Origin of the sequence: Herbiconiux oxytropis (genome assembly GCF_024979315.1) — a bacterium.
Classification (GTDB): Bacteria; Actinomycetota; Actinomycetes; order Actinomycetales; family Microbacteriaceae; genus Herbiconiux; species Herbiconiux oxytropis.
In genome coordinates this window covers 152,434-176,285 of the sequence record NZ_JANLCK010000006.1, presented here as the reverse complement: position 1 = coordinate 176,285, position 23,852 = coordinate 152,434, and the positions used below count along the sequence as shown (strand labels likewise).

Genomic DNA, 23,852 nt, shown 5'->3' with positions numbered 1-23,852 from the left:
GCCCACCCGATCCGCCACCTCCTCCTCATACTCTTCCTCTTTTCGGCGCCTGGGCCGTGGCGTGGCTTCCCTCGCTCTCGCGTGCGCTGTGCTCGTGACCGTCGCCGCGTGCGGCGGCACCACGGGCGAGGAGGCCTCGACCGGCGCCGACGGCGGGGAATCCGGCCTCCCGCTGGTGTTCGGCGCGTTCGCGACGCCCCTCGAGGAGCCCTGGGACGGCGCCATCCACGCCGCCCTCGAGAGCGCGGCCGAGGACGGCCTGATCGAGTACCAGCACGTCGACAACCTCGCCACGGCCGACGAGATGGAGAGCGGACTGCGCGACATCATCGCCAACCAGGAGCCCGACATCATCATCGGCGACGCCTTCGCCGCCGAGGACGCCGTGCGCGCCGTGGCCGCCGACTTCCCCGACATCGCCTTCGCCTTCGGCTCGGGGGGCGAGGAGCAGGCACCGAACTTCAGCGTCTTCGACAACTGGATGCAGGACCCCGCCTACCTCGCGGGCATGACCGCGGGCGGTCTCACCGAGTCCGGCACCATCGGCGTCGTCGCGGCCATGCCGATCCCCGAGGTCAACCGCATCGTGAACGCGTTCATCGCAGGCGCGCAGGAGACGAACTCGTCGGCGACCGTGACGGTGTCGTTCATCAACTCGTTCTTCGACCCGGCCACCGCCAAGCAGGCCGCCGAGGCCGCCATCGCGGGAGGCGCCGACGTGCTGTTCGCCGAGCGGGCGGGCGTGATCGCGGCCGCTGAGGAGAACGGACTGCCCGTGTTCGGCATGATGGTCGACCAGCAGGCCGAGGCGCCCGAGCACGTCGTGAGCTCGCTGCTCTGGGACATGCGGCCCACCGTCGAGGCGATCGTGGAGTCGGTGGAGGACGGCAGCTACGAGGCCGCGAACCTCGGGGAGTTCTCCTTCATGATCAACGGCGGATCGTCACTCGCCCCGTTCAACACCGAGACCGCCTTCGAGGTGCCGGCCGACCTGATCTCGTCGGTGGAGGCCCGCCAGGCGGAGATCCTCGCCGGCGAGTTCGAGACGCCCGTCGACGAGGAGGCGCCCGCCGGCTCCACCACCGTGGGCGAGTAGGGATGGGCCCGCTCGCCGAGCTCCGCGGCATCACCAAGACCTTCGGGGCGGTGGTGGCGAACGACTCGATCGACCTCCGGGTGCTCCCGGGCGAGGTGCTCGCTCTGCTCGGCGAGAACGGGGCCGGCAAGTCGACCCTCACGCGCATCCTCTACGGTCTGAGCCAGGCCGACTCGGGGTCGATCCTCGTCGACGGCACCGAGATCCGGATGCACGGGCCCGCCGATGCGATGGCCGCCGGCATCGGCATGGTCACCCAGGAGTTCTCGCTCGTGGACACCATGACGGTGACCGAGAACCTCATGCTCGCGGGCTCGGGCCTCGGCCGCGTCAACCGCTCCGCCGCGAAGACGAAGGTGCTCGAGGCGGCGGCGCGAATCGGTGTGGCGATCGAACCGGATGCGGTCGTGGGCACGCTCTCGGTGGGCGAGCGGCAGCGGGTGGAGATCGTGAAGGCGCTCTTCCACGACTGCCGCCTGCTCATCCTCGACGAGCCGACCGCGGTGCTCGTGCCCCAGGACGTCGCCGTGCTGTTCGAGTCGATCCGGCGGCTGACGGCCGACGGCATGGGTGTGATCTTCATCTCGCACAAGCTGCACGAGGTGGTGGAGATCGCGGACCGCGTGAGCATCCTGCGGCGGGGTCGGATCGTGGCCGACGTGCCGGCCGAGGGGCTCGTGCCGGCGCAGATCGCGGCCATGATGGTGGGCTCGGCGGACCGGGTGACGGAACCGGAAGCGGGGTCCGCCGCGGACACCGTCGAGGCTGAGGCGCTCGCGACCGCCGTGGGGCTCGAGGTGCCGGGCGCCGGGGTGGAGCAGCCGGTGGCGCAGGTCTCGCGATCCGGCGTGCTCGACATCGACCGGATCACCCTCGCGGGCACCGGGAAGCCGCTGCTCGACGAGGTCTCGCTCACCGTGCACGCCGGCGAGATCGTGGGCGTCGCGGGGGTCTCCGGCAACGGGCAGACCGAGCTCGTCTCGGTGCTCTGCGGAATGACCCCGGCCTCCTCCGGCGCCGTGCGCGTGGACGGCGCCGACATCACCCGCCTCGACGTGACGAAGCGGCTGCGCGCGGGGCTCGGCCGGCTCACCGAGGATCGCCGCGGCAGCGTGGTGCTGAACCTCAGCGTGGAGCAGAACCTCGTGCTCGAGGATCTCGACCGGTTCCGCACCGGCCCGTTCACCAGCCGCCGGCGCATCAAGGAGCACGTGGCCGGACTGATGGAGAGGTTCGACATCCGCGCGAAGCCGGGTGACCCCATCCGGAGCCTGTCGGGCGGCAACATGCAGAAGGTGCTGCTGGCGCGGGCCATCGCGCGGGAGCCGAAAGCCCTCGTGGCCTCGCAGCCCACGCGCGGACTCGACGTGGGCGCGTGCGAGTACGTCTATTCGCAGCTGCGCGCGCTCCGGGAGCGCGGGGCAGGAGTGCTCGTGATCTCGGAGGACCTCGACGAACTGCTCGGCCTCTGCGACCGGATCGTGGTGATGGTCTCGGGCCGCATCGTGGGCGAGGTGCTCGCGGCAGGGACCTCGCGCGAGGAGCTCGGTCTGCTGATGACCGGCATGACCGCCGGGGCGGGGGCGCACTCGTGAAGATCCTGCTCCGGGCCGGCGAATCGCGCTGGCTCGCTCCCGCGGCCGTGCTGGGCGCCGTCGTGCTGACCCTGCTGCTCACGGCCGGGCCGATCCGGCTCGCCGGCGCCAACCCCGTGGCCGCCTACCAGCGCTACACGATCAACCCGCTCACGACCCCCGGCGGCATCGGCGACGTGCTGCTGGCCGCCACACCTCTGCTGTTCACGGGCCTCGCGGTCGCCGTGGCATTCCGGGTGGGCTACTTCAACATCGGGGCCGAGGGGCAGTTCCTGGCGGGCGCGATCGCCGCGACGATCCCCGGCCTCTACCTTCCCGGCCTGCCGGCCGTGCTCGCCCTGCCGCTCGCCGCGGCATCCGGAGCCCTCGGCGGGCTGATCTGGGGGTTCCTCCCCGCGTTCCTCAAGCGGCGGGCCCACATCGACGAGGTCGTGACCACGCTGCTGCTGAACCCCGTGGCGCTGCTGCTCGTGCAGGGGCTGCTCAACGGGCCGTGGCGGAACTCGGAGACGGGCTTCCCCGACTCCGACCGCTACGGCGCCGGCTACACGCTGCCGACCCTGGCAGAGGGATCGCGGGTGCACTGGGGCTTCGTGATCGGACTCGCGCTCGTGGTCGTGGTGTTCGTGGTGATGTCGTTCACGCCGCTCGGGCTGCGGCTGCGGGCGGCCGGTCAGTCGCCGGGCGCCGCGCGGTTCTCCGGCATCCGGGTGACCACGCTGCAGTTCCGGTCGGCGCTCGTCTCGGGCGCTCTCGCCGGACTCGGCGGGGCCGTGCAGGTGCTCGGCGTGCAGCATCAGCTCACCGCGAGCATCTCGAACGGCTACGGCTACACGGGGGTCGTGGTCGCGACGCTCGGCGCACTGACCGCGGGCGGCGTGCTGCTCGTGTCGCTGCTGCTCGGCGACATCGCGGTGGGGGCGCAGAACGCCTCGATCGCGCTGCAGCTGCCCACGCAGATGGGAGCGATCGTGAGCTCGACGCTGCTGCTCGCCGTGGTCGCGCTGCTCGCGGCGCGCAGGTATCGGGTGGTGCTGCGGCGGCCGTTCGTGCGAAGACGCAGCACGGCCGAACGGAAGGACGCCTGATGGACTTCCCTCTTCTCGCAGTGCTCGCCGCCACCCTCACGATCGCCACGCCGCTCGTCTGGGCCGCGCTCGGCGCTCTCATCAACGAGCGCGCCGGCATCCTCAACCTCGGCATCGAGGGCACGATGTACGCCGGGGCCTTCGTGGGCTTCCTCACGGCCGTGACCACGGGCAACCCGTACCTCGGGCTCGGCACCGCCGTGGTGGCGGGGCTCGCGGCCGGCGCCCTGATGGGGCTGCTCACCGTGACGCTCGGCGTGAACCAGCACGTCGCGGGCATCGGCACCACGCTGCTGCTCGTGGCCGCGTGCGACTTCACCAACCGGCTGCTCTTCGCCACCGGCACGCAGCAGGCGGCCGCGTCGTTCGAACGGTGGTTCCCGGGGCTCGGGGTGCTCGCCCAGTACCCCATGACCTTCGTGGCGTTCCTCGTGCTCGCTCCCGTGCTGTGGTGGGTGCTGCGCTCCACCGGGTTCGGGCTGCGGCTGCACGCCGTGGGCGAGAACCCCGAGGCGGCCGACGCCGCCGGCATCCCGGTGGCCCGCACCCGCTACGCGGCGCTCATGCTCGGCAGCGCGCTGATGGCCGTCGGCGGATCGTTCCTCACCCTCTCGCTGCTCGGCAGCTTCACGCTCGACATCGTCTCCGGCCGAGGCTGGATCTGCATCGCGCTCGTGATCTTCGGGCGCTGGAAGGTGTGGCCCGTCGTCGCGGGCGCCCTGCTGTTCGGGTTCACGGATGCGCTGCAGCTGCAGCTCGCGATCACGCCGATGTTCAGCGGGGTGCCGAACGAGCTGCTGATCGCGTTCCCGTATCTCGTGGTGATCGCGGCTCTGGCCGTGTGGGGCCGGAAGGTGCGGTATCCGGGGGCGTACCTCACGCCGTATCGGCGAGCGTGAGCGAGGGCCTAGATGAACTCCAGGACAGACCAGGAACGAACAGGAGAACGACCATGACAGACATCTCGACCGACACCGCGCTGCTCGCGCACGCGATCGAGGCGGCCAGGGAGGGGCGGGCCACGGGCGGGATCCCGATCGGTGCCGCCCTCGTGGTCGACGGCGAGGTGCTCGCCGTGGGCTTCAACAAGCGGGTGCAGCGAGACTCCCCCATCCTGCACGGCGAGACGGACTGCCTCGCCAACGCGGGGCGCCTCCCGGCCTCCGTCTACGCGCGGGCGACGATGGTGACCACGCTGTCGCCGTGCGACATGTGCACGGGCGCGATCCTGCTCTACGGGATCCCGCGGGTGATCATCGGCGAGAACCGCACCTTCTACGGCGGCGAGGACTACCTGCGGGAGCGGGGTGTCGAGGTCACGGTGGTCGACTCGGAGGAGTGCGTGGAGCTCATGACGGAGTTCATCGCCGCCGAACCCGAGCTCTGGAACGAGGACATCGGCGAGGAGTGAGCCGCGGGTGAGACATGCACGGAATGCGGCTCAGCTCGCCGAGACCGCCCACAGGGCGACCGCGCTCGCGGCGGCGACGTTGAGGGAGTCGATGCCGTGCAGCATCGGGATCTGCACGACGGTGTCGGCGGCGGCGATCGCCTCGGCGGTGAGGCCCTCGCCCTCGGCGCCGAGCACGAGGGCGACCCGCTCGGGGAGCGCGCGCTCGAAGTCGCGGAGGCTCACGGCATCCGGGGTGAGGGCGAGCGCGGCGGTGTGGAAGCCGTGCTCACGGAGGAGCGGGGCGAGGGCCGGCCACTCGGGGGCGCGGGTCCAGGGCACCTGCAGCACGGTTCCCATGCTCACTCGGATGGCGCGGCGGTAGAACGGGTCGCTGCAGCGGGGCGTCACGAGCACCGCATCGGCACCGATGGCCCCGGCCGAGCGGAAGATGGCGCCCACGTTGGTGGGGTCGACGACGTTCTCGAGCACGACGACGCGGCGGGCGTGGCGGATGAGCTCGGCGGGGTCGGGCAGGGGTGGGCGGCGCATCGAGGCGATGAGGCCGCGGTGCAGGAGGTAGCCGGTGAGCTCGGCGAGGAGGGCGCCCGGGCCGACGAAGACGGGAACCTCGGGGTGACCGGCCGCGGCGAGCGCTGCGGTGGCCTCGGGCTCGGAGGCACCGAGGGCGAGCACCGAGCGCGGCACGTGGCCGGCGCGGAGGGCGCGCTCGAGCACGAGGAGCGACTCGGCGAGGTAGAGGCCGTGCTCGCGGCCGGCGTCGGTGCGGTGGGAGTTCTTGAGCGCCACGTCGGTGGCGTGGGCGTAGTCGGCCAGCCGCGGGTCGCTGAGGTCCTCGATCCGGATGACGGGCATGCACGCGATTCTAGAAGCCGCGCGGTGTGGTGGTGAGACGCTTGGTGAGTGCGTGGGCCTCGGCGAGGAGGAGGCGGCCGAGTTCGGGGCGGCGGTCGGGCCGGTAGCGGGACTCGACCCCCGTGAGGCTGAGCGCCCAGGCGGGGCGGCCCGCGGCATCGAAGACCGCCGCGCCCATTCCCCAGCTGCCCTCGAGGATGAGCGCCGGATTGACGGCGTAGCCCGTCTCGCGAGTGGTCGCCATGCGCTCGCGCAGGGCGGGCTCGGCGTGGGCGCTCCCCCAGCGCGCCTCGAGGGCGACGGCGTGATCGGCGAGGTAGGCGTCGGCCTCCTCCTCGGGCAGGTAGGAGAGGATCGCCAGGCCCGCCGACGCGACGCCGAGCGGGAAGCGCACCCCCTCCGCCAGCACGAACGACCGCAGCGGGAAGCTGCCCTCCTCGCGGAGGAGGCACACGGTCTCGGTGCCCCGCCTGGCCGAGAGGAAGGCGCTCTCACCCGTCTCCCGCGCCAGGAGCTCGACGCTCTGGCGGGCGAGCGCCGTGATGTCGTAGCGGTCGGCGGCGAGGGAGCCGAGGAGGTACAGCTCCGGGCCGAGCAGCCAGCGGCCGGCGGGCCGGTCGTGGTCGACGAAGCCCTCCGCTGCGAGCGAGGTGAGCAGGCGGTGGGCGGTGGGCCGGGTGAGGCCTGTGGCGTGCGCGAGGGCGGTGGAGGAGATGCCCTCCGGATGCTCGGACACGGTGCGCAGCACGAGCCCAATCCTCGACACGAGCTGGGCGCCCGGCACGGGAGCGCGCACCGCACCGCGGGCGGCGGCGGGCAGCCGCGCGCGGGCGGGAGCATGAGGTTCGGACGGCGACTTGTCCACATTGTGACCATACCGGATCCAGATGCTCAGCTACCGAGAAGCCTGGCAGATGGACGTTGACCGGCCTCGCGTGGCCGCATAGCGTCGACCTCACCGCATCCGTTCGCCCACGTGGTGGACGGCGATCACGAGGGAGTGCGCATGTCGAAACTGTGGCCGGACGCCGAGGCGGCGCTGCACGAGACCATCACCGACGGAGCGACCGTGGCCGTGGGCGGGTTCGGGCTGAGCGGCAACCCGAGCGACCTGATCGAGGCGCTCCGCGACACCGGAGCACGCGACCTCACGATCGTGTCGAACAACATGGGCGTCGACGGCAAGGGCCTCGGACTGCTGCTCGAGAACCGGCAGGTGCGGAAGGTCGTGGCCTCGTACGTGGGTGAGAACAAGCTGTTCGCCCAGCAGTACCTCGACGGTCAGCTCGAGGTGGAGTTCGTGCCGCAGGGCACGCTCGCCGAGCGACTGCGCGCGGGCGGTGCCGGCATCGCGGGCTTCTACACCCGCACCGGCGTGGGCACGCCCGTGGCCGAGGGCAAGCCGCTCGAGGAGTTCGACGGCGAGACCTACGTGCTCGAGCGCGGGATCGTGGCCGACGTGGCCCTCGTGCACGCCTACCGGGCCGACCTCGAGGGCAACCTCGTGTTCCGGCACACGGCGCGGAACTTCAATCCGCTCGTGGCGACCGCAGGGCGACTGACCGTGGTGGAGGCCGAGGTGGTGGAGGAGGACGGGTTCCTCGACCCCGACACCGTGGTGACGCCCGGCATCTTCGTGCAGCGACTCGTGCAGGCCGCCCCCCGCGTGAAGGACATCGAGCAGCGCACCGTGCGGCCCCGGGCGGTCTCCGCCGCCGTGTGAGCGCGGAGTTCGCCAACCCTCGCAGCATCCGAGGCGTCTGCGCCGCCACCTCTCACGAGGAGTGGCGTCGTCCGCCGAGAACGACCCTGAAGGAGAGACCATGCCCTGGACCCGAGACGACATGGCGGCCATCGCCGCCTCCGAGCTCCGCGACGGCGAGTACGTGAACCTCGGGATCGGGATCCCGACCCTCGTGGCCAACCACCTGCCACCGGGCGTGCGGGTGACGCTGCAGAGCGAGAACGGGCTGCTCGGCATGGGCCCGTTCCCGTTCGAGGGCGACGAGGATGCGGATCTCATCAACGCCGGCAAGCAGACGGTGACGCTCTTGCCCGGCGGCAGCTACTTCGACTCGGCCACGTCGTTCGGCATGATCCGGGGCGGGCACGTGGCCAAGGCCGTGCTCGGGGCGCTGCAGGTGGCGGGCAACGGCGACCTCGCCAACTGGACCATCCCCGGCAAGCTCGTGAAGGGCATGGGCGGGGCGATGGACCTCGTGGCGGGCACCCCGCGCGTGATCGTGGTCACCGAGCACGTCGCGAAAGACGGCACACCGAAGATCGTGGCCTCGTGCGACCTGCCGCTCACGGGAGCCGGGGTGGTCGACCGGATCATCAGCGACCTCGCCGTGTTCGACGTGGTCGAGGGCTCGCTGCGGCTGCGGGCCCTCGCTCCCGGGGTGACGGAGGAGGAGCTGCGGGCGACGACGGGCGCTGCCTTCGAGGTGGAGCTCGACGCCGAGCTCGCGGCCGTGATCGCGGCCGGCGCGGGTGCCGGGGCTGCTGCGGGTGCCGGCGCCGATGCGGGTGCCGGGGCTGCTGCGGGGGTGCGGGCATGAGCGCCGTGGTCGTGGGGTATGCGCGCACGCCGTTCGTGAAGTTCGCGGGGCGGTTCGCCGAGGTGCCCGCGACCGCGCTCGGGGCTCATGCCATCGCGGCGGCGCTCGAGCGGGCCGGAGTCGCGCCGGGCGAGGTCGACCAGGTGGTGGGCGGACAGGTGCTGCAGGGTGGCGCCGGCCAGAACCCCGCACGCCAGTCGGCAGCGGGCGCCGGGATCCCGCTCGACGTGCCCGCCATCACCCTCAACGCCGTGTGCCTCTCCGGCACCGAGGCCGTCGTGCAGGCGGCGCGACTCATCGCTTCGGGCGAGGCGCAGATCGTGGTGGCCGTGGGCCAGGAGTCGATGTCGCTCGCTCCGCACGCCTGGCCGGGCTCGCGAGCGGGCCGGCGCTACGGCTCGATCGAGCTGCTCGACACCCTCGAGCACGACGGGCTGACGGATGCGTTCGAGAAGCGCTCCATGGGCGCCTCCACCGAGTCGTTCAACGCCCCGCTCGGGCTGACGCGCGAGGAGCAGGACGCCTGGGCGGCCGCCTCGCACACCCGGCTGGCCGGGTCGCTGGAGTTCCAGGCCGGCGAGATCGCCGCCTTCGAGGTGCCGGGCCGACGCGGGCCGACGGTCGTCTCCGACGACGACGGACTGCGGGCCGACACCACGCCCGAGTCGCTCGGCGCGCTGAGGCCGGCCTTCGGTGGTTCTGGCGGCGCTGGTGCTGGCGGTGCCGGCACGATCACGGCCGGCAACTCGTCCCAGATCACCGACGGCGCCGCCGCGATCGTGCTCATGAGCGAGGAGCTGGCCGCGGCCCGCGCGGCGCATCCGCTCACCCGGGTGCTCGCGCATGCCTTCGTGGCCGGGCCCGACGTGTCACTGCACGCCCAGCCGGCGAACGCGATCACCGCAGCCCTGGCCAAGGCCGGCCGAAGCACCGGCGAGCTCGCGGCCGTCGAGATCAACGAGGCCTTCGCGGCCGTGGCCGTGCACTCGACCCGGGCGCTCGGGGTCGACGACGCGATCGTGAACGCACACGGCGGGGCGATCGCACTCGGCCACCCCATCGGCGCCTCAGGCACCCGGATCGTGGGCACGCTGGCCCGCCGACTCGCCGCGGCCGGCCCCGGAGCGCTCGGCGCCGCGGGCATCTGCGGCGGTGGCGGCCAGGGCTCGGCGGTGGTGCTCGAGGCGCTCTAGGCGGATAGGATCCAGGCCTCGCAGGCGGGCGGGATCGGGTGGGGCCGGGGCGGATCTAGGCGCCGGCGCCCGCCGACGCCAGGGCCGGGTGCGGCGACGCGGGCCGCCGGGCCCGGAGGACGAGTGCGCCGATCGCCCAGCCGAGACACGCGCCCGCCGTGTTGGTGATGAGGTCGTTGACGTCGGCCGTGCGACCGGCATCCATGACGTACTGGGTGATCTCGATCGAGAGCGTGACCGCGAGCGCACCGGGCAGCAGAGCGCGGAACCGCAGGCCCGCGGCCGCCGCCAGGAGCCCCAGCGGTACGAAGACGAACACGTTGAGCACGGCATCGACGGCGGATCCCCGACCGTCGAACAGGAGCGGCAGGAGATTGAGCCGCACGCCGAGGCCGGTTCCGGTGCGGAGGGTCATGTAGGCCACCGACACACCCCAGACGAGCATGAGCAGCACGGCCGCGGTCGCGACGACGCCCGGCACCTGCCCACGCCGCGATCCCCCGACCTCCACACGCCGGCGCGGCACCAGTGCGAGCGCCAGGCCGGCCATCGAGGTCACGGCGAGAACCGCGGCGAACGCGAGGTTGAGGGCGAAGGTGCTCATGGTCGATCCAGGGTGGCAGTCGGCGCCGCGAGTCGCCTGGGGAAACGCCGCGGCCCGGCTGTGCGCACCGGGCCCGCGGCGAGCACCCCGACCGGCCCTGCGCCTGGCATGATGGGGGCGATGACCGATATCAGCCAGTCGCCCGGCACCTCGGCGGCACGCGCGTCCCGCACCATCCTGGTGGGCTTCCTGGGCTCGATCGTGCGCAGGATGGGCAACTGGATGCCCATCGCGGGCGCCGTCGAGCTGATGGGGCAGTGCGGGCTCGACGAGTCGAGCGTGCGCACGGCGATCTTCCGGCTCAAGCAGCGCGGCTGGCTCGTGCCCGAGGCGCGCTCGAGGGCGAAGGGCTATCTGCTCACCGATCTCGCCCTCGAGTCGCTCGCGGCCGGCGACGAGATCGTCTGGCACGCGAGGCAGGCCGCCAACCTCGACGACGGCTGGTGTGTGGTGAACTTCTCGGTACCCGAGTCGGCCAGGGCCAAGCGGCACAAGCTGCGGGCGCACCTCGCGGCGCTCGGCTTCGGCAACATCGGATCCGGGGTCTGGATCGCGCCGGCCCGCATGCTCGACGCGGCCAAGCGGGCCATCGAGGAACTCGACCTCACCGGCCAATCGGCGGTGTTCGTGGGCGACTACGCGGGCGGCCAGGAGCTCGACGAGCTGCTGCGCAACGGTTGGGACCTGCCGGAGATCGACCAGCGCTACCGCGACTTCATCGACGACCACCTCGAGCGCGCCGAGGCCCTCGAGGCCTCGGGATCGATCGACGGTGAAGACGCCTTCGTGACCTACGTCACGGTCATCAACCAATGGCGCAAGCTCCCGTTCCGGGATCCCGGGCTGCCCCGTGAGATCCTCGGCGACGACTGGTCCGCGCCGGCCGCCGGTGTGCTGTTCGAGCGCATGGTGACTCTCCTCGAGGGCCGTGCCCTCGCGCACGCGGCCTCGCACTGGCCGTCCACGTCTGTCACCGACACCTGACGATCGATATATTTCCGGGATGTAAAACCTTCGGAATCGCTCGCCACCGGCATCCTGCTGCCCCTACTTTGAGTGCATGACGAACATCGTAGGTTCTCTCGCCGTTCCCGACTTCAAGCTCGGGCTCTTCAGCCCCAACTGCTCCTCGGGGCTCGCGGTCACCACCGTGCCCGAGCGGTGGTCCGGCAGCTGGGACGACAACATGGCGCTCGGCCGGCTGGCCGACGAGGTGGGAATCGACTTCCTGCTGCCGATCGCGCGCTGGATCGGCTACGGCGGCGGCACCAACTTCCACGGCTCGGTGCTCGATCCGATCGCCTGGCAGGCCGGGCTGCTCGCCATCACCGAGAAGATCAGCGTGTTCGCCACCGTGCACACGGCCTTCAACCACCCCATCGTGGTGGCGAAGGCCCTCGCCACCGCCTCGCAGATCGGGAAGGGCCGCGCGGGCCTGAACATCGTCGCCGGCTGGAACCAGCCCGAGTACGAGACCTTCGGCATCGAGCTGCCCACCGACCACGACGCCCGCTACGCCCGCGCGCAGGAGTGGTGGGACCTCATCCGCACCCTCTGGCAGTCGGAGGAGCCCTTCGACTGGAACGGCGAGTACTTCCAGTCGCAGCACCTCGAGGGGTGGCCGAAGCCGCAGGGCGGGAGCCTGCCCGTGCTGAACGCCGGATCGTCGAAGCAGGGCCGCGACTTCGCCGCCCGCAATGCCGACTACGCCTTCACCGTGGTGGGCGGGCCCGAGGACGGCGCCGGCATCGTGCAGTCGATCAAGGCGGCCGGTCAGGCCGACCATGGACGCGATGTGGGTGTGTTCACGCTCGGTCACGTGGTCTGCCGGCCCACGCGCGCCGAGGCCGAGGAGTACCTGCACTACTACGCCGACGAGAACGCCGACTGGGACGCGGTGGACAACCTCATGCGCCTGCAGGGCCTGCACGCGCAGTCGTTCACGCCCGAGATGCTCGAGATGTTCCGCGGGCGCTTCGCCGCCGGGCACGGCAGCGTGCCGCTCGTGGGCTCGCCCGACGATGTGGCCGACGAGATCGCGCGCTACGCCGAGGCCGGGTTCGCAGGGATGACGCTGTCGTTCTTGAACTACACCGCCGAGCTCGGCGACTTCGCGGCGGAGGTCATCCCGCGGCTGGAGCGCAAGGGCATCCGCCTCCCGCGCTGACGCCCGGGCAGAAGCGGCAGTTCGCAGGACCGACCTGAGGGGCCGGAACCGCTCAGCCGGTGAGCTGATCGAGAATGCGCTGGATCGTCGGGAGGATCTCTCGCGCCTGGTCGGTGCCGGCGATCGCGGTGATGACGAGCGGCCAGACCGAGACCAGCAGACTCGAGATGACCGCGGCGACCCCGAGAACCCAGGCCACTGCACCGTTCCGCACGCGGAAGCACAGCGCGAGGAGCACCAGCGCGAGCAGATACCCGATCAGGATGGCGGCGGCGATCTGCCCGACGGGCACGTTCAGGGCGCCCGCGGTACCGCCGTCCGCAGCCGCGATGAGACCGAGGATCGGCAGGAGCACGCCGCTCACGACCAGCAGGCAGATCGTCGTGGAGGTGATGAACGCCGCCCAGACCGCACGAGGGCGGGACCTGCGATACCTCACGACGCCATGCCGAATTCGGGTCGGGGGTCGAACGGGCCGTGCACGGTGGCCGGATCGGTGGGGTGCGGGATCTTGGTGAGGTCGAACGGGACGACCTGGTGCTCTGCGGGGGTGTTCGTGGTCATGGTGCGTCCCGTCGTTCGATCGGTGATGGGGTTCAGAACGGGTGGCCGTCGCACCGGAGTGCGGAGCGACGGCCACGGGTTCGGAGAGGGTCAGCTCTTGAAGGCGTCCTTGACGTTCTCGCCGGCCTTCTTCACATCGGCCTTGGTCTGGTCGGCTTTGCCCTCGGCGACGAGCTTGTCGTTGTCGGTGATGTTTCCGACGGCTTCCTTGGCCTTGCCGGCGAGGTCTTCGGCGGCGTTCTTGATCTTGTCTGCAGCGCTCATGGTGAGCTCCTTTCGTAGTGGTGTTCGGTGGGGATCAGCGTCAACGGGTGTGGACGCCGGGTGGGTCAGTGGCGTTTCCGGGCGATCCGCTTCGCGGTGTCCTTCGTGGCTTGGGTTCTGGTGCCGAGGACGTATCCGGTGACTCCGAATGCGATCGCGACGATCCAAGCGACTGGTTTCGACATGATGATGCTCTCCTTTCTCGTGCGACCCGATGGCAGCAGCTACTGCAACCGGGTGGTGGAGCTGACGCGGGCCCGGAAGCCACCGCTGATCTGCACCAGGGCGGGCAGCGAGCGGCCGAGGAGCACGTCGAGGGAGCGCACGGCTTCTTCGACGATGAGGGCGGCATCCTTCGGCGAGACACCACGTCGACAGGTGACTGAGATCTTCAGCACCGGAGTGCTCTTCACTCGGTACGCGCTGACGTGGGAGGCGACGAACTCGGATCGCCCGTCGATCGCATCCCGCAGCGCGTGCTCGACGACGTCGGACTCGACGACCGTGGTGCCGTGATCGCTCGTCCGCTCCCGCAGGGCGATGCCGGTGCGGCCGCGACCCTGTCGGGCGATGAAGGCGATCAGCACGATCACCGCGATCACGGCGAGCACGAGGAGCGTCGGCATGATCCAGCTCACCCCGGTGTCGCCGAGCTGCGTCTGCTGCAGCCACGCGGACACCTGAGCGGTGACCTGGCCGGTCGCATCCTTCCAGGTGTCGCGCACCACGGGGATGAGCACGGCAGCCGCAGCCGCCGCGCCCACGACGAGCAGCAGCAGCCCGACGACGAGGATCAGGAGACGGTTCGTGGCTCGGTTGGTGCTGTTCATGCGCCGATCCTTCCGGTCTGAGCGACCCGCACCCGGGCACCGACGCCCGGCTTCAGGCCGTAGGACTCGAGCTGCCGCGCCACGTCCTCTTTCACCACAGCCGGATCGACCGGGATGCCTGAGGTGGGCGTGAGCTGCACGTCGGCCCGCCGGTGCGAGACCGACACGGTGGCGTTATCGGGGTCGACGTCGCCGGCCAGCGAGGCGTGTCTGGCCAGAGCCGAGGCGATCACCTCGTTGTCGACGACGACCACGGTGCGCGACGACTGGATCAGATGCCGTGCCCGCCGCCCTGGCGAGACCGCCACGACCACGAGCGCGAGTCCGATCACGGCGACCACGATGCCCGCGGCCGCCACGATGCCCGCCGGCGCCTCGACGAGGTTCACCGCGGAGGTGAACATGTCGACCGGCGCCACCAGGAGTGCCGGCGCCCCGAGCAGGTCGATCACGATCTCGGTGCCGATCCAGGCGAGCACCAGGATGAGCGCCACCGCCAGCACGATCGCGGGCATCGATCGCGGTGAGTGGGTCTCCCGCCGCGCGATGCGCCGATAGACGCCTCGGGGTGGGGTGAACCCGCCCGACGACGGGGCCGTCGGAGTGGTCGCGGACGACGCGGGGCGCGCATCCGCCACCGGGTCGGTGAGTGCGGTGCTCATCGAACACGCTCCTCTCGTTTGATGTCGGCTCCGGAGAGCCGGACGGTGACCCGGCCGATGGCCGAGCCCGTGATCTCGTTGACGCGGCCGCGGATCGTCTCCTGCGCGCGGGCGGCCCGGTCGATGACGGAGCCGCCGGAACGGCCCACGACGTCGGCGCCCTCCCGCACCCGGGCTAGTGACACGACCCGGATGGGAGTGGACACCGTGAGGACGAGCAGGCCCTCCTCATCGGCCAGATCCACGCCCACCCGGGACGCCTTCACGCCGAGAGCCTCGGCCGTGACCGCTGCGACGACCCGGTGGAGGGCCTTCGAGGTGATGCGGTTGCGGCCGCGGGCCGGCGCGGCGCCGGATGCGGTGACGGGGCGGGCCGCGACGGTGGTCGCGGCGGGCGTCATGACGAGGAGCGCTTTCCGCCGAACGCCCCGACCAGGGCCGAGACGTCGAGCTTGCCCTCGACGATGCGGCCGATCACGGCACCGACCGCCATGGCGATCGCGACGAAGAAGAACGCCCAGAAGCCGACGATGACCCAGGTCAGCGCCAGCACGGCGCCGATCAGGATTCCGGTGCGGGTGGCTGAGGAGGTCACTGGACTCGCGCCTCGGCAGCCTCGTCCTTGTCGTCGGAGGGCAGGTGCACGTCGTTGACGGTCACGTTGACCTCGGTCACCTCGAGTCCGACGATGGACTCGACGGCGCGGATGATGTTCGATCGCACGCCATCGGCGATCTCCTGCAGCGAGGCGGGGTACTCGGCGACGATGGTGACGTCGACAGCTACCTGGGTCTCGCCGACCTCGACGCTGATGCCCTGACCCTGGTCGGTGCCGGCGACGGCTTCGCGGATGGCGCCGAACGCGCGAGCGGCTCCACCCCCGAGAGCGTGCACGCCGCGGGTCTCACGAGCGGCGATGCCGGCGACCTTCGCCACCACGCCGTCGTTGATGATGGTCTTGCCCAGACCGGTCTGAGCGCCGGTGGGGGTGTTGGTGGGGGTGTTCACAGCCGAGGGTGCGGGAGTGGTGGGGGTGGCCATGGTGTTTCTCCTTCGGGTCGTCCCCGGTGGGATCCGGGGTGCTACGTGGTTACGAAGATGAGACGCGACGAACGGGTGATTCGTCACGGTCTCAGCTGGATGGATTTCGCAGCCGAACTCGAAGAGGATTGCCCGACGCTGAAGAACTAGGTAGTTCGCGGGAGGACCGGTACCGCAACCGCCCCCTGGCCGACCGGCTGACGGGCATCACCTCGATCCGCGGAACTAGGGTCGGGGTATGACTCGCACCGACAGGCTCTACGCACTCGTGGAGGAGCTGCGGGCCGTGGCACCACGACCGAGAAGCGCCCGGTGGCTTGCCGACCGGTTCGGCGTCAGTTCGCGAACCATCGAGCGAGACTTGTCGGCGCTGCAGCAGGGTGGAGTGCCGATCTGGGCCGAACCCGGTCGCACCGGTGGCTATTGCCTGGACACGGCACACACCCTCTCGCCCCTCGGGTTCACGGTCGATGAAGCTCTCACCGTGATGGTTGCACTAGGCGCGCTGGCTACGAGCCCGTTCCGTGATTCGGCGACGTCGGCCCTTCGCAAGGTCGTCGCCGTCACCGACGATCGCAGACTGAGAGAGACGGCCGACCTGGCTGCGCGCATCCATCTGCTCGGCGACGAGAAGCCCACCAGTGCACCTCGTGGTCTGGATGCAGCCTTGCGAACCGGACAGGTTCTTCGCATCTCCTACACCGACCGCGAGGGCGGCGCGACCGAGCGGGACGTCGAACCGATGGGGTTCGTCGGCAAGGGTGACGACTGGTACCTGATCGCATGGTGTCGGCTCCGCGATGGTCTTCGCGCGTTCCGGGGGGACCGGATCGTGCACGCAGAGCCTCTGATCGAGCGAGCACCGCGTCGGACGCTCCGGGCGGAGGATCTCGGCATCGTCGAGGGACGGCTACAAGCGGTCGGGCTGGGCCCCGATACGGCGTAAACACCGACACGACGTTGTCGCTCGGGGCCCCGAAAATGATGAGGTCGGGCCGGATGGCGCGGCTGGAAGGAAGACATGGACCTCGCCTCACTCCGCATCATCACCCGCGACGTCGACCGGCTCACCCGCTTCTACGAGGCGGTGACGGGAGTCACGGCCACGCGGCCCTCTCCGGTGTTCGCCGAACTCCGAACGACCTCGGGCACCTTGGCGATAGCGAGCACGGCGACGGTCGCCATGCTCGGCGACAGCGCGCCACAGCCGGCTAGCAACAACTCGATCATCATCGAATTCCTCGTCACAGACGTCGACGCCGAATTCGCACGCCTCCACGACGTGCTGGACGACGTCGCTCTGCCGCCGACAACCATGCCGTGGGGCAACAGGTCCACCCTCTTCCGCGACCCTGACGGCAACCTCGTCAATCTCTTCTCACGCCCAGCCCCGTGATCGAACCGCGCCCTGGCATCAGCCCCCGCGATCAGGCCGGATCGATGGACAGGCCCTTGACGAGATCGCCGTCCACGTCGAAGGAGAACGCGAATGGCTGCGGGCTCCCGGGGAACTCCCCGGCCGACGATGCGACCAGGCTGTCGCCCTCGAACGACGCCCTCACCGAGCGATTCGTGAAGGACGCGATCGCCTCAGCCGATCGCATGCTGGAACGCGGCCTCCTCCCCGCCGACCGCTGACAGCCGCCGGGCGTAGTCGCGGAGGCCGGCCGCGGGATCAGCGTCGATGTGGCCCACATAGCCGTCGGGGCGCACGATCACGAGGCCGCCGTGGGGCAGGCCGGCCGATCGCCGGAGGGCATCCGCGTCGCGCTCGCTGACGGCGAGCTCCTCGATCCAGTTCGGCAGCGGCGCGGGCGACGCCGAGTTGCGGCCCGGCAGGAGGATGGCGAGGTGGCCCGGGTGCCGAGCGAGGGCCTCCGCCACGACGGTGTCGGCGAGGTGCAGGTAGTCGCCCGGCTTCAGCACCCCGCCCTGGCCGCCGACGATCGGGCTGCGCCGGTAGGCCACGTTCTGCTGCTCCACGCGGTCGACCATCTTCTCGGCCACCGCCGGGATGCCGAGACCGAGGTGCATGAGCACGTTGCGGGCGTGCTGCGCCACCGGGTTCGTCAGCGTGCCGGCCGCCGAGAGCCGGGTGGTGAACGAGATCACATCGGCGGCGACAGGGTGCCGCTCGGCGTGGTAGCTGTCGAGCAGCCCCGCCGTGTCGCCGGCCCGCAGGGCCTGGGCGAGCTTCCAACCGAGGTTGGTCGCATCCTGCATGCCCGTGTTCATGCCGAGGCCCCCGGCCGGACTGTGGATGTGCGCCGCATCGCCCGCGAGGAACACGCGGCCGTCGCGATAGCGCGGCACCTGACCGTGCTTGAGCGTGACGCGGGTGAGCCAGTGCGCCTCGTGGATGCGCAGTCGGATGCCGCGCTCATCCAGCGCCTGCTGCAACCACTCGACGGTGACCGGGCGATCGGGATCGATGCCTGGCTCGAGCTGGGCGAACACCCGGACACGCTCACCCAGCAGGGGGAACAGCAAACCCGTGCCGGTGCCCGGTGAGAAGAACGTGTGGAACTGCGAGTCGTCGTAGTGGTGCTCGCCCTCGACGTCGCCCAGCAAGAAGTCCTCGCCCGCGAACGAACCCTCGAGGCGCTGCCCCATGCCGTGGCGCACCGTGCTGCGGGCGCCGTCGGTGCCCACCAGATAGCGGGCTCGCAGCCGGCGCGTCCGACCGTCGGCGCCCGTCAGCTCGGCGTCGACACCGTCCGCATCCTGGGCGAAACCGCTCAGGGCCGTGGACCGCTCGACGCTCACGCCGAGCTGCTGCAACCGCTCGGCGAGCAGCGACTCGGTGTCGGTCTGGGCGATGGCGGCCGAGAAGGGGTGCACGGCCCGGATGCCCTCGAACGAGACCTCAGCCACGGTCGTGTCGCCGTCGTGCATCGCCATGCCGCGAGCCACCCGCGACTTCTCGAGCAGCGCCGGCAGCGATCCCAGCATCTCGACGTGGTCGAGCGACCGCGAGTGCACCACGATCGCGCGCGACTCGGTGGTGGGCGAGGGCAGCGTGTCGACGATGCGCACGGCGACGCCGCGCCGGGCGAGCTCGATGGCGAGCACGAGGCCCACGGGACCTGCGCCGGCGATCAGGACGTCGGTCTCGGCGTCGGTCGGGGGGACGGTCGATTCGGTCACGGGGCACTCGTCTCTGAGCGGATGGTCGATTCAGCCCTCGCACCGCCCTCGCCGACTCTAACCGCCGGCCGTGTGGCCACGACAGCCCCCGTGCGCGGCACAGCTCGCGCCGGTGAGCCAGGTCGGTACCGCTAAGCCGGCGCGAGCACCGAGGTGCGCCACGGCCGCGCCTCCTCGAGCGACTCCGCGAGATCGAGCAGCTGCAGGTCGGCACCGTAGGCCCCCACGAGCTGCACCCCCACCGGCACACCACCCGCGAACCCCGCCGGCACGCTCACCGCCGGCAGGCCCGTCATGTTGGCCTGCGGCGTGAAGCGCAGGATGCGGATGGACTCCGCGATGCCGTCGGCACCGTCGGCGAACTGGCCGGCCGGCTGGGGCTGCAGCGGGAGCACCGGGCACAGCAGCACGTCGAACTCCTGCCACCAGGACTGCACGCGCCGCCGGAACCCGTCGAACCAGCCCATCGCCTCCACGTGCTCCGCCGAGGTCTGCGAGGCCGCGAGCGCGGCCCAGTGCTCGGTGATCGGATCGAACCGCGCCGTCGCCCCGGCTGCTTCCGCCGCTGCAGCCGCGCGATCCCTCGCGACCTTCGCGAACGGCAGGAGCGCGGCGAACCACCGCTCGGCGAAGTCGTCGACGAACATCGCCGCGGGCCAGGCGGGCTCCACGACGTGCCCGAGCCCTTCGAGCAGGCCGGCCGTCTCGAGCACGGCCGAGCGGATCTCGGGCGAGACGTCGTAGACCCCGCCCGGATCGTGGTCGAGCACCCCGATGCGGAGCGGCCGCGCAGCAGCGCCGTGCGCCGCCTCGTGAGCAGCTCCGAGCGCCGCGCCGGCAGACGGTCCCCCGCGCACGAGCCCCGGCGACACCACGGCGTCTCCCGGCTCCCGGCCGGCCAGCAGCGCGAGCACGGCCCGCGCATCCCGCACCGACCGCGTGAGCACCCCGGTCTGCGAGATCCCGTACAGCGACTCCCCGCCGGGCGCCCCGCTGATGGTGCCGCGGCTCACCTTGAGCGCCACGAGCCCACAGTGCGCCGCCGGGTTGCGCAGCGATCCACCCCCGTCGGTGCCCTGCGCGAGCGCCGTCATGCCCGCCGCCACCGCGGCCGCCGAGCCGCCCGAGGAACCGCCCGCCGACCGGCTCACGTCCCAGGGGTTGCGGGTGAGCCCGTAGGCGAGGTTCCTGGTCTCGGAGTGCAGCCCGAACTCGGCCGAGTTGGTGCGGCCGATCGGCACGAAGCCGCCCGCGCGAAGCCGCCGCACGACGGCCGAGTCGTGGTCGAAGCTGCAGCCCGCGTCTTTCCGCGCGACGCTCCCCTGGTGATCCGGATGCCCCACCGCGGCCGCACCGAGATCCTTCAGCAGGATCGGCACCCCGGCGAACGGGGCAGCCTCAGAGCCGGCTCCGGCAGGGGCTCCCGCGCGCTCCGCCGCATCCTCGTCGACGAACACGACCGCGTTCACCGCGGCATCCGCCTCCTCGATGCGCGCGAGCGACAGCGAGAGCAGCTCCCGGGCGGTCACGAGCCCGCTGCGCACCGCCTCTGCCTGCCCGGTGGCGTCGAGCGCGAGCAGGGCCGACGACTCGCTCATCGGTCGGCCGTCTCCGACTCGCGGTCCCAGCGGTCGACCGCGGCGCCGCGCTTGCGGAGCTCGGCCTTGCTGACCTTGCCGTTGGCGGTGCGGGGCAGGTCATGCTCGAACACGATGAAGCGCGGCACCGCGAACGGCGGCAGGTGCGGCTCGACGAACTCGATCAGCTCCCGCGGATCGAGCTCCACCCCCGCCTTGACCTCGACCGAGACCTGCACCTCCTCCTCGCCGAGCTCGGACGGCACCGCGTATGCCGCGACGGCCGCGACGCCCGGATGCTGCAGCACGGTCGACTCGACCTCGACCGACGAGATGTTCTCGCCCCTCCGCCGGATGATGTCCTTGATGCGGTCGAGGAAGCGGAACCAGCCGTCCTCCTCCCGCACCACGCGGTCACCCGTGTGGAACCAGAGGTCGTCCCACGCCTTCACCGTCTCGTTCGGCATGCCGAAGTAGCCGCGGGCGAGCGCGTAGGGCTGGTCGCTCCGGATGAGCAGCTCGCCCGGCACGCCGTCGGGCAGCGGCTCGCCGTTCTCCGGATCGATCACCCGGTTGTCGAAGCCCGGCACCGAGACGCCGAGGTAGCCCGGGCGCAGCTCGTCGACCGGCACCGCGATCGCGAGGTTGGTCTCGGTCGAGCCGAAGGCGTCGACGAGGTTCACCCCGAACCGCTCCTTGAACTCCGGCAGCATGCGCGCGGGCGTGGCGGGCGCGAGGGCCGCCCGCACGGTGTGCGGCACGTACTCGCTCTCGGGCCGGTTGAGCAGGATGCCCACCATCGCCCCGAGCAGGAACGTGAACGTGGCTCCGCACTCGGCGGCCTCGCCCCAGAAGCGGCTTGCCGAGAACCGGCGCGCCACCACGAACGACGCGCCAGACACCACCGCCTGGATGAAGGCGTTGAGGGCGTTGGTGTGGAACAGCGGCAGCGTGGTGAAGAGCACGTCGTCGCGGGTGAAGCGCATGTGCAGCGTCTGGTTGCGGCCCCACCAGTAGAACTGCGCGTGCGGGCAGAGCACGCCCTTCGAGGGCCCGGTGGTGCCTGAGGTGTAGAGGATGGCGGCGATGTCGGAGGGTGCGACGGCGGCGGCCTCCACCTCGCGCGAGACGGCCGGGATGGGCTCGACGGGCAGCGACAGCACACTCGCTCCAGCGACGGCGGGCGCCTCGAAGCTCAGCACCCGCTCGACCGCGACCGGGTCGTCGAGCCTGGCGAATCCGGCGAGCCCCTGGTCGTCGGCGAGCAGCAGGCGCGCACCGCTGTTGAGCAGCGCATGCCGGAGCTGCGGCGGCGTGAGGGCGGGGTTGAGGGGCACGGCGACGGCCCCGACCCAGGCGGCGGCGAGGATCATGTCGAGCAGCTCCAGCCGGTTGCCCGAGAGCATCGCCACCCGGTCGCCCACGCCCACACCCGCGTCGGCGAGCACCCCGCCGAACCCGCGCACCACGCGCAGCTGCTCGGCACCCGTGCGCGATTCGCTGCCGGACCTCAGCAGCAGGTCGTCGGGCATCTCGTCGGCCCGGCGCTGGAGCATGGCCGGGATGGTGCAGTCGGCGAGCGGGCGGTCCAGTTGGGGGATGCGGGTCATGGGGTTCCCTCGTTCTCGATGTGAGCGGTGGTGGTGAAGAGTGCGGCGGGCTCCGCGCGGGCGGAGCCCGGGAGGTGGACCGCCTGGGCGGTCATGCTGGCGGTGGGGGCGGTGTCTGGGGCGGAGGCGACTGCGGCGGCTGCTGGGGAGTCGCCCGGGCCGGGCGGTGAGTCGACGAGAGCCACGGAGGCGCCGGCCTCGACCGCCGAGGGCGTCGAGCAGACCACGAGCACGCCGCGGGCCCGCACCGAGGCGATGCGGAGGCCGCCGGGGAGCTCCGTGACCTCCTCCACGACACCGGGCCCGGCCTCGATCTGCTCGAACGCCGCCCCACCGCACGCCCGGCAGGCGAGCCGGGGCGGAAACGAGACGGCCGAGCACGAGGTGCACCGCTGGAAGAAGGCGGGGCCGCTCATCGCACGCCCTCCAGGACCGCCACGTTCGCGCAGGCCCCGTATCGGTACAGCACCATGCCGTACCCGGTCACGACCCCGAAGCGCGCGTCCGCGACCTGCCGCTCCCCCGCGATGCCGGCGAGCTGGCGGTAGGTCTCGACCACGCCGTGCATGCCGGCGGCGGCTCCCGCCTGCCCGGCCGAGAGCTGGCCGCCCGCCGTGTTCACGGGCAGACGCCGGGTGCCGATCCGCTCGGCCAGGTCGCGCTGGGCGTCCTCGGCGGCGATCGCGCCGAGGTCGATGAGCTGCGCGAGCGCCATGGCGGGATAGTCGTCGTAGACGCTCAACACGTCCATGTCCGAGGCCCCGAGTCCGGAGCGCTCCCAGGCGCGCGGCGCTGCCTGCACGAGTCCGGTGGTGAGCCCGTCGGCATCCTGGTCGTCGATCCCGATGGTCGTCTCCACCGCGAGCACCCGCACGGCACGGCCGGACCCGCCGATTCCGGCTGTGGCCGGGCCGGCGGTCAGCACGATGGCATCCGCCCCGCTCACCGGGGGCACGCAGTCGTACCTCCCGAGCGGCGGCGCCACGAGCGGTGCGTCGAGGTACTCCTCCAGGCTGAGCGGCGCACGGTACACGGCGCCCGGGTTGAGCCCCGCCCACTCCCGCTGCGCGGTGATGATGTGCCCGTAGTCGCGCCGCGAGAGCCCGAGCGCCGTCATCTGCCGCTGGGTGAGGAGCGCGAACAGCGCGTTCGGGCCCGTGATCGGCAGCGGCGCGAGGTGCTCCTCGGTCGCGCGGTTGTAGTGCTCCACGAGCATCCGGAACGCGGCCGCGTCCATCCGGTCGCCCGAGACGAGCACGATCGTCGAGGCCTGTCCCGAGCGGATGGCGAGCTCGGCGTGCTGCAGCATGTTCAAGGCGCTCGCGCCACCGTTGGTGTCCTCCATGAGCCAGCTCAGGGGGCCCAGGCCCGCACGCCAGGCGAGGTCGACGGCGTGGTCGGGGCCGAGCGTGAAGCTCGACACCCCGAGGCCGTCGACGTCTGACCAGCGGAGCCCTGCCGTGGCGACGGCCTCGCGGGCGGCCTGCACGAGCAGACCAGAGGTGCTGACGCCGGGTTCAGGATGCCGGGTGTACGGAGTCTCGGCGGCGCCGACGATGTATGCGGAATCGAGCATGTGCGGTCCGT

General features: G+C 71.6%; 29 protein-coding genes. 12 read left to right on the top strand and 17 right to left on the bottom strand.

Annotation, left to right across the window (positions count from 1 at the left end; genetic code table 11):
- Window positions 1-61: 61 nt before the first annotated feature.
- The 5 genes from N1028_RS12605 to N1028_RS12585 are packed head-to-tail and all read left to right on the top strand — an operon-like array spanning window position 62 to window position 5,190.
- A complete protein-coding gene (locus N1028_RS12605; protein ID WP_259529475.1) occupies window positions 62-1,096 on the top strand; it encodes a BMP family protein in 1,035 nt (344 codons plus the stop codon).
- A 2-nt stretch (window positions 1,097-1,098) separates the two neighbouring features.
- Entirely contained in the window at window positions 1,099-2,691 is a 1,593-nt protein-coding gene (locus N1028_RS12600; RefSeq protein WP_259529473.1) for an ABC transporter ATP-binding protein, read from the top strand.
- A complete protein-coding gene (locus N1028_RS12595; RefSeq protein WP_259529471.1) occupies window positions 2,688-3,779 on the top strand; it encodes an ABC transporter permease in 1,092 nt (363 codons plus the stop codon). Before N1028_RS12600 ends, N1028_RS12595 begins: the two co-directional genes overlap by 4 nt.
- Window positions 3,779-4,678 (top strand): ABC transporter permease, encoded by a 900-nt coding sequence (locus N1028_RS12590; protein WP_259529470.1) that lies wholly within the window; start codon window positions 3,779-3,781, stop codon window positions 4,676-4,678. The genes N1028_RS12595 and N1028_RS12590 overlap by 1 nt, the downstream gene beginning before the upstream one ends.
- Window positions 4,679-4,731: 53 nt before the next feature.
- On the top strand, window positions 4,732-5,190 hold the full coding sequence (locus N1028_RS12585; RefSeq protein WP_259529468.1) for a nucleoside deaminase: 459 nt from the start codon (window positions 4,732-4,734) through the stop codon (window positions 5,188-5,190).
- Between the two features lie 30 nt (window positions 5,191-5,220).
- Here N1028_RS12585 and N1028_RS12580 read toward each other — a convergent pair whose 3' ends face one another.
- The gene (locus N1028_RS12580; RefSeq protein WP_259529465.1) at window positions 5,221-6,045 is read right to left on the bottom strand and encodes a TrmH family RNA methyltransferase; all 825 of its coding nucleotides are present in this window, start codon (window positions 6,043-6,045) and stop codon (window positions 5,221-5,223) included.
- 10 nt (window positions 6,046-6,055) lie between these two features.
- A complete protein-coding gene (locus tag N1028_RS12575) occupies window positions 6,056-6,841 on the bottom strand; it encodes an IclR family transcriptional regulator (RefSeq protein ID WP_259529615.1) in 786 nt (261 codons plus the stop codon).
- A 210-nt stretch (window positions 6,842-7,051) separates the two neighbouring features.
- Between N1028_RS12575 and N1028_RS12570 the strand changes: the two genes are divergently transcribed.
- The 3 genes from N1028_RS12570 (at window position 7,052) to N1028_RS12560 (ending at window position 9,799) form a co-directional block, all read left to right on the top strand.
- On the top strand, window positions 7,052-7,768 hold the full coding sequence (locus N1028_RS12570) for a CoA transferase subunit A (RefSeq protein WP_259529463.1): 717 nt from the start codon (window positions 7,052-7,054) through the stop codon (window positions 7,766-7,768).
- A gap of 100 nt (window positions 7,769-7,868) precedes the next feature.
- Complete coding sequence (locus N1028_RS12565; protein ID WP_259529460.1) at window positions 7,869-8,606, top strand: CoA transferase subunit B; 738 nt, start codon at window positions 7,869-7,871, stop codon at window positions 8,604-8,606.
- A complete protein-coding gene (locus N1028_RS12560; RefSeq protein WP_259529457.1) occupies window positions 8,603-9,799 on the top strand; it encodes an acetyl-CoA C-acyltransferase in 1,197 nt (398 codons plus the stop codon). The genes N1028_RS12565 and N1028_RS12560 overlap by 4 nt, the downstream gene beginning before the upstream one ends.
- 55 nt (window positions 9,800-9,854) lie before the next feature.
- Here N1028_RS12560 and N1028_RS12555 read toward each other — a convergent pair whose 3' ends face one another.
- A complete protein-coding gene (locus tag N1028_RS12555; RefSeq protein WP_259529454.1) occupies window positions 9,855-10,403 on the bottom strand; it encodes a VanZ family protein in 549 nt (182 codons plus the stop codon).
- 120 nt (window positions 10,404-10,523) lie between these two features.
- Between N1028_RS12555 and N1028_RS12550 the strand changes: the two genes are divergently transcribed.
- The gene (locus N1028_RS12550; protein ID WP_259529452.1) at window positions 10,524-11,387 is read left to right on the top strand and encodes a PaaX family transcriptional regulator; all 864 of its coding nucleotides are present in this window, start codon (window positions 10,524-10,526) and stop codon (window positions 11,385-11,387) included.
- Between the two features lie 76 nt (window positions 11,388-11,463).
- Window positions 11,464-12,570, top strand: a complete 1,107-nt coding sequence (locus tag N1028_RS12545; protein WP_259529450.1) for an LLM class flavin-dependent oxidoreductase — start codon at window positions 11,464-11,466, stop codon at window positions 12,568-12,570.
- A gap of 52 nt (window positions 12,571-12,622) precedes the next feature.
- On the opposite strand, the gene N1028_RS12540 is transcribed toward N1028_RS12545, so the two are convergent.
- The 8 genes from N1028_RS12540 to N1028_RS12505 all read right to left on the bottom strand — a co-directional run bounded on the left by N1028_RS12540 (window position 12,623) and on the right by N1028_RS12505 (window position 15,931).
- Entirely contained in the window at window positions 12,623-13,009 is a 387-nt protein-coding gene (locus N1028_RS12540; RefSeq protein ID WP_259529448.1) for a hypothetical protein, read from the bottom strand.
- A complete protein-coding gene (locus tag N1028_RS12535) occupies window positions 13,006-13,134 on the bottom strand; it encodes a hypothetical protein (protein ID WP_259529445.1) in 129 nt (42 codons plus the stop codon). The genes N1028_RS12540 and N1028_RS12535 overlap by 4 nt, the downstream gene beginning before the upstream one ends.
- A gap of 90 nt (window positions 13,135-13,224) precedes the next feature.
- Entirely contained in the window at window positions 13,225-13,398 is a 174-nt protein-coding gene (locus tag N1028_RS12530) for a CsbD family protein (protein ID WP_259529443.1), read from the bottom strand.
- A gap of 224 nt (window positions 13,399-13,622) precedes the next feature.
- A complete protein-coding gene (locus N1028_RS12525) occupies window positions 13,623-14,228 on the bottom strand; it encodes a hypothetical protein (protein ID WP_259529441.1) in 606 nt (201 codons plus the stop codon).
- Window positions 14,225-14,890, bottom strand: coding sequence for a DUF6286 domain-containing protein (locus tag N1028_RS12520; RefSeq protein ID WP_259529440.1), 666 nt, complete (start codon window positions 14,888-14,890; stop codon window positions 14,225-14,227). Before N1028_RS12520 ends, N1028_RS12525 begins: the two co-directional genes overlap by 4 nt.
- Window positions 14,887-15,291, bottom strand: a complete 405-nt coding sequence (locus N1028_RS12515; protein WP_259529439.1) for a hypothetical protein — start codon at window positions 15,289-15,291, stop codon at window positions 14,887-14,889. The genes N1028_RS12520 and N1028_RS12515 overlap by 4 nt, the downstream gene beginning before the upstream one ends.
- Window positions 15,288-15,485, bottom strand: coding sequence for a DUF2273 domain-containing protein (locus N1028_RS12510; RefSeq protein ID WP_259529438.1), 198 nt, complete (start codon window positions 15,483-15,485; stop codon window positions 15,288-15,290). The genes N1028_RS12515 and N1028_RS12510 overlap by 4 nt, the downstream gene beginning before the upstream one ends.
- Window positions 15,482-15,931: an Asp23/Gls24 family envelope stress response protein gene (locus N1028_RS12505; RefSeq protein ID WP_259529436.1), complete on the bottom strand. Its 450-nt coding sequence runs from the start codon at window positions 15,929-15,931 to the stop codon at window positions 15,482-15,484. The genes N1028_RS12510 and N1028_RS12505 overlap by 4 nt, the downstream gene beginning before the upstream one ends.
- 238 nt (window positions 15,932-16,169) lie before the next feature.
- On the opposite strand from N1028_RS12505, the gene N1028_RS12500 reads away from it, so the two are divergent.
- Together N1028_RS12500 and N1028_RS12495 are read left to right on the top strand one after the other, a co-directional pair.
- The gene (locus tag N1028_RS12500; RefSeq protein ID WP_259529430.1) at window positions 16,170-16,877 is read left to right on the top strand and encodes a helix-turn-helix transcriptional regulator; all 708 of its coding nucleotides are present in this window, start codon (window positions 16,170-16,172) and stop codon (window positions 16,875-16,877) included.
- Between the two features lie 75 nt (window positions 16,878-16,952).
- Window positions 16,953-17,327, top strand: coding sequence for a VOC family protein (locus tag N1028_RS12495; RefSeq protein WP_259529425.1), 375 nt, complete (start codon window positions 16,953-16,955; stop codon window positions 17,325-17,327).
- Window positions 17,328-17,358: 31 nt separating this feature from the next.
- Here the strand turns inward: N1028_RS12495 and N1028_RS12490 are convergent, their stop codons facing one another.
- The 6 genes from N1028_RS12490 to N1028_RS12465 form a co-directional block, all read right to left on the bottom strand.
- Window positions 17,359-17,493, bottom strand: coding sequence for a hypothetical protein (locus N1028_RS12490; RefSeq protein ID WP_259529422.1), 135 nt, complete (start codon window positions 17,491-17,493; stop codon window positions 17,359-17,361).
- Window positions 17,494-17,521: 28 nt separating this feature from the next.
- Window positions 17,522-19,078 (bottom strand): FAD-dependent monooxygenase, encoded by a 1,557-nt coding sequence (locus tag N1028_RS12485; protein WP_259529420.1) that lies wholly within the window; start codon window positions 19,076-19,078, stop codon window positions 17,522-17,524.
- Between the two features lie 131 nt (window positions 19,079-19,209).
- Window positions 19,210-20,676, bottom strand: a complete 1,467-nt coding sequence (locus tag N1028_RS12480) for an amidase (RefSeq protein ID WP_259529410.1) — start codon at window positions 20,674-20,676, stop codon at window positions 19,210-19,212.
- The gene (locus N1028_RS12475) at window positions 20,673-22,265 is read right to left on the bottom strand and encodes an AMP-binding protein (protein WP_259529409.1); all 1,593 of its coding nucleotides are present in this window, start codon (window positions 22,263-22,265) and stop codon (window positions 20,673-20,675) included. Before N1028_RS12475 ends, N1028_RS12480 begins: the two co-directional genes overlap by 4 nt.
- Entirely contained in the window at window positions 22,262-22,681 is a 420-nt protein-coding gene (locus N1028_RS12470) for a zinc ribbon domain-containing protein (protein WP_259529408.1), read from the bottom strand. Before N1028_RS12470 ends, N1028_RS12475 begins: the two co-directional genes overlap by 4 nt.
- Window positions 22,678-23,841, bottom strand: a complete 1,164-nt coding sequence (locus tag N1028_RS12465) for a thiolase family protein (protein WP_259529406.1) — start codon at window positions 23,839-23,841, stop codon at window positions 22,678-22,680. The genes N1028_RS12470 and N1028_RS12465 overlap by 4 nt, the downstream gene beginning before the upstream one ends.
- Window positions 23,842-23,852: the final 11 nt, after the last annotated feature.

What these genes read in the sequence shown, in the direction of transcription:
- N1028_RS12535 (WP_259529445.1), bottom strand. Translation starts at nt 13,134, where the DNA reads ATGACCACGAACACCCCCGCAGAGCACCAGGTCGTCCCGTTCGACCTC.
- N1028_RS12545 (WP_259529450.1), top strand. Translation starts at nt 11,464, where the DNA reads ATGACGAACATCGTAGGTTCTCTCGCCGTTCCCGACTTCAAGCTCGGG.
- N1028_RS12505 (WP_259529436.1), bottom strand. Translation starts at nt 15,931, where the DNA reads ATGGCCACCCCCACCACTCCCGCACCCTCGGCTGTGAACACCCCCACC.
- N1028_RS12500 (WP_259529430.1), top strand. Translation starts at nt 16,170, where the DNA reads ATGACTCGCACCGACAGGCTCTACGCACTCGTGGAGGAGCTGCGGGCC.
- N1028_RS12495 (WP_259529425.1), top strand. Translation starts at nt 16,953, where the DNA reads ATGGACCTCGCCTCACTCCGCATCATCACCCGCGACGTCGACCGGCTC.
- N1028_RS12515 (WP_259529439.1), bottom strand. Translation starts at nt 15,291, where the DNA reads ATGACGCCCGCCGCGACCACCGTCGCGGCCCGCCCCGTCACCGCATCC.
- N1028_RS12585 (WP_259529468.1), top strand. Translation starts at nt 4,732, where the DNA reads ATGACAGACATCTCGACCGACACCGCGCTGCTCGCGCACGCGATCGAG.
- N1028_RS12565 (WP_259529460.1), top strand. Translation starts at nt 7,869, where the DNA reads ATGCCCTGGACCCGAGACGACATGGCGGCCATCGCCGCCTCCGAGCTC.
- N1028_RS12530 (WP_259529443.1), bottom strand. Translation starts at nt 13,398, where the DNA reads ATGAGCGCTGCAGACAAGATCAAGAACGCCGCCGAAGACCTCGCCGGC.
- N1028_RS12570 (WP_259529463.1), top strand. Translation starts at nt 7,052, where the DNA reads ATGTCGAAACTGTGGCCGGACGCCGAGGCGGCGCTGCACGAGACCATC.
- N1028_RS12465 (WP_259529406.1), bottom strand. Translation starts at nt 23,841, where the DNA reads ATGCTCGATTCCGCATACATCGTCGGCGCCGCCGAGACTCCGTACACC.
- N1028_RS12480 (WP_259529410.1), bottom strand. Translation starts at nt 20,676, where the DNA reads ATGAGCGAGTCGTCGGCCCTGCTCGCGCTCGACGCCACCGGGCAGGCA.
- N1028_RS12475 (WP_259529409.1), bottom strand. Translation starts at nt 22,265, where the DNA reads ATGACCCGCATCCCCCAACTGGACCGCCCGCTCGCCGACTGCACCATC.
- N1028_RS12555 (WP_259529454.1), bottom strand. Translation starts at nt 10,403, where the DNA reads ATGAGCACCTTCGCCCTCAACCTCGCGTTCGCCGCGGTTCTCGCCGTG.
- N1028_RS12520 (WP_259529440.1), bottom strand. Translation starts at nt 14,890, where the DNA reads ATGAGCACCGCACTCACCGACCCGGTGGCGGATGCGCGCCCCGCGTCG.
- N1028_RS12550 (WP_259529452.1), top strand. Translation starts at nt 10,524, where the DNA reads ATGACCGATATCAGCCAGTCGCCCGGCACCTCGGCGGCACGCGCGTCC.
- N1028_RS12590 (WP_259529470.1), top strand. Translation starts at nt 3,779, where the DNA reads ATGGACTTCCCTCTTCTCGCAGTGCTCGCCGCCACCCTCACGATCGCC.
- N1028_RS12560 (WP_259529457.1), top strand. Translation starts at nt 8,603, where the DNA reads ATGAGCGCCGTGGTCGTGGGGTATGCGCGCACGCCGTTCGTGAAGTTC.
- N1028_RS12525 (WP_259529441.1), bottom strand. Translation starts at nt 14,228, where the DNA reads ATGAACAGCACCAACCGAGCCACGAACCGTCTCCTGATCCTCGTCGTC.
- N1028_RS12580 (WP_259529465.1), bottom strand. Translation starts at nt 6,045, where the DNA reads ATGCCCGTCATCCGGATCGAGGACCTCAGCGACCCGCGGCTGGCCGAC.
- N1028_RS12600 (WP_259529473.1), top strand. Translation starts at nt 1,099, where the DNA reads ATGGGCCCGCTCGCCGAGCTCCGCGGCATCACCAAGACCTTCGGGGCG.
- N1028_RS12470 (WP_259529408.1), bottom strand. Translation starts at nt 22,681, where the DNA reads ATGAGCGGCCCCGCCTTCTTCCAGCGGTGCACCTCGTGCTCGGCCGTC.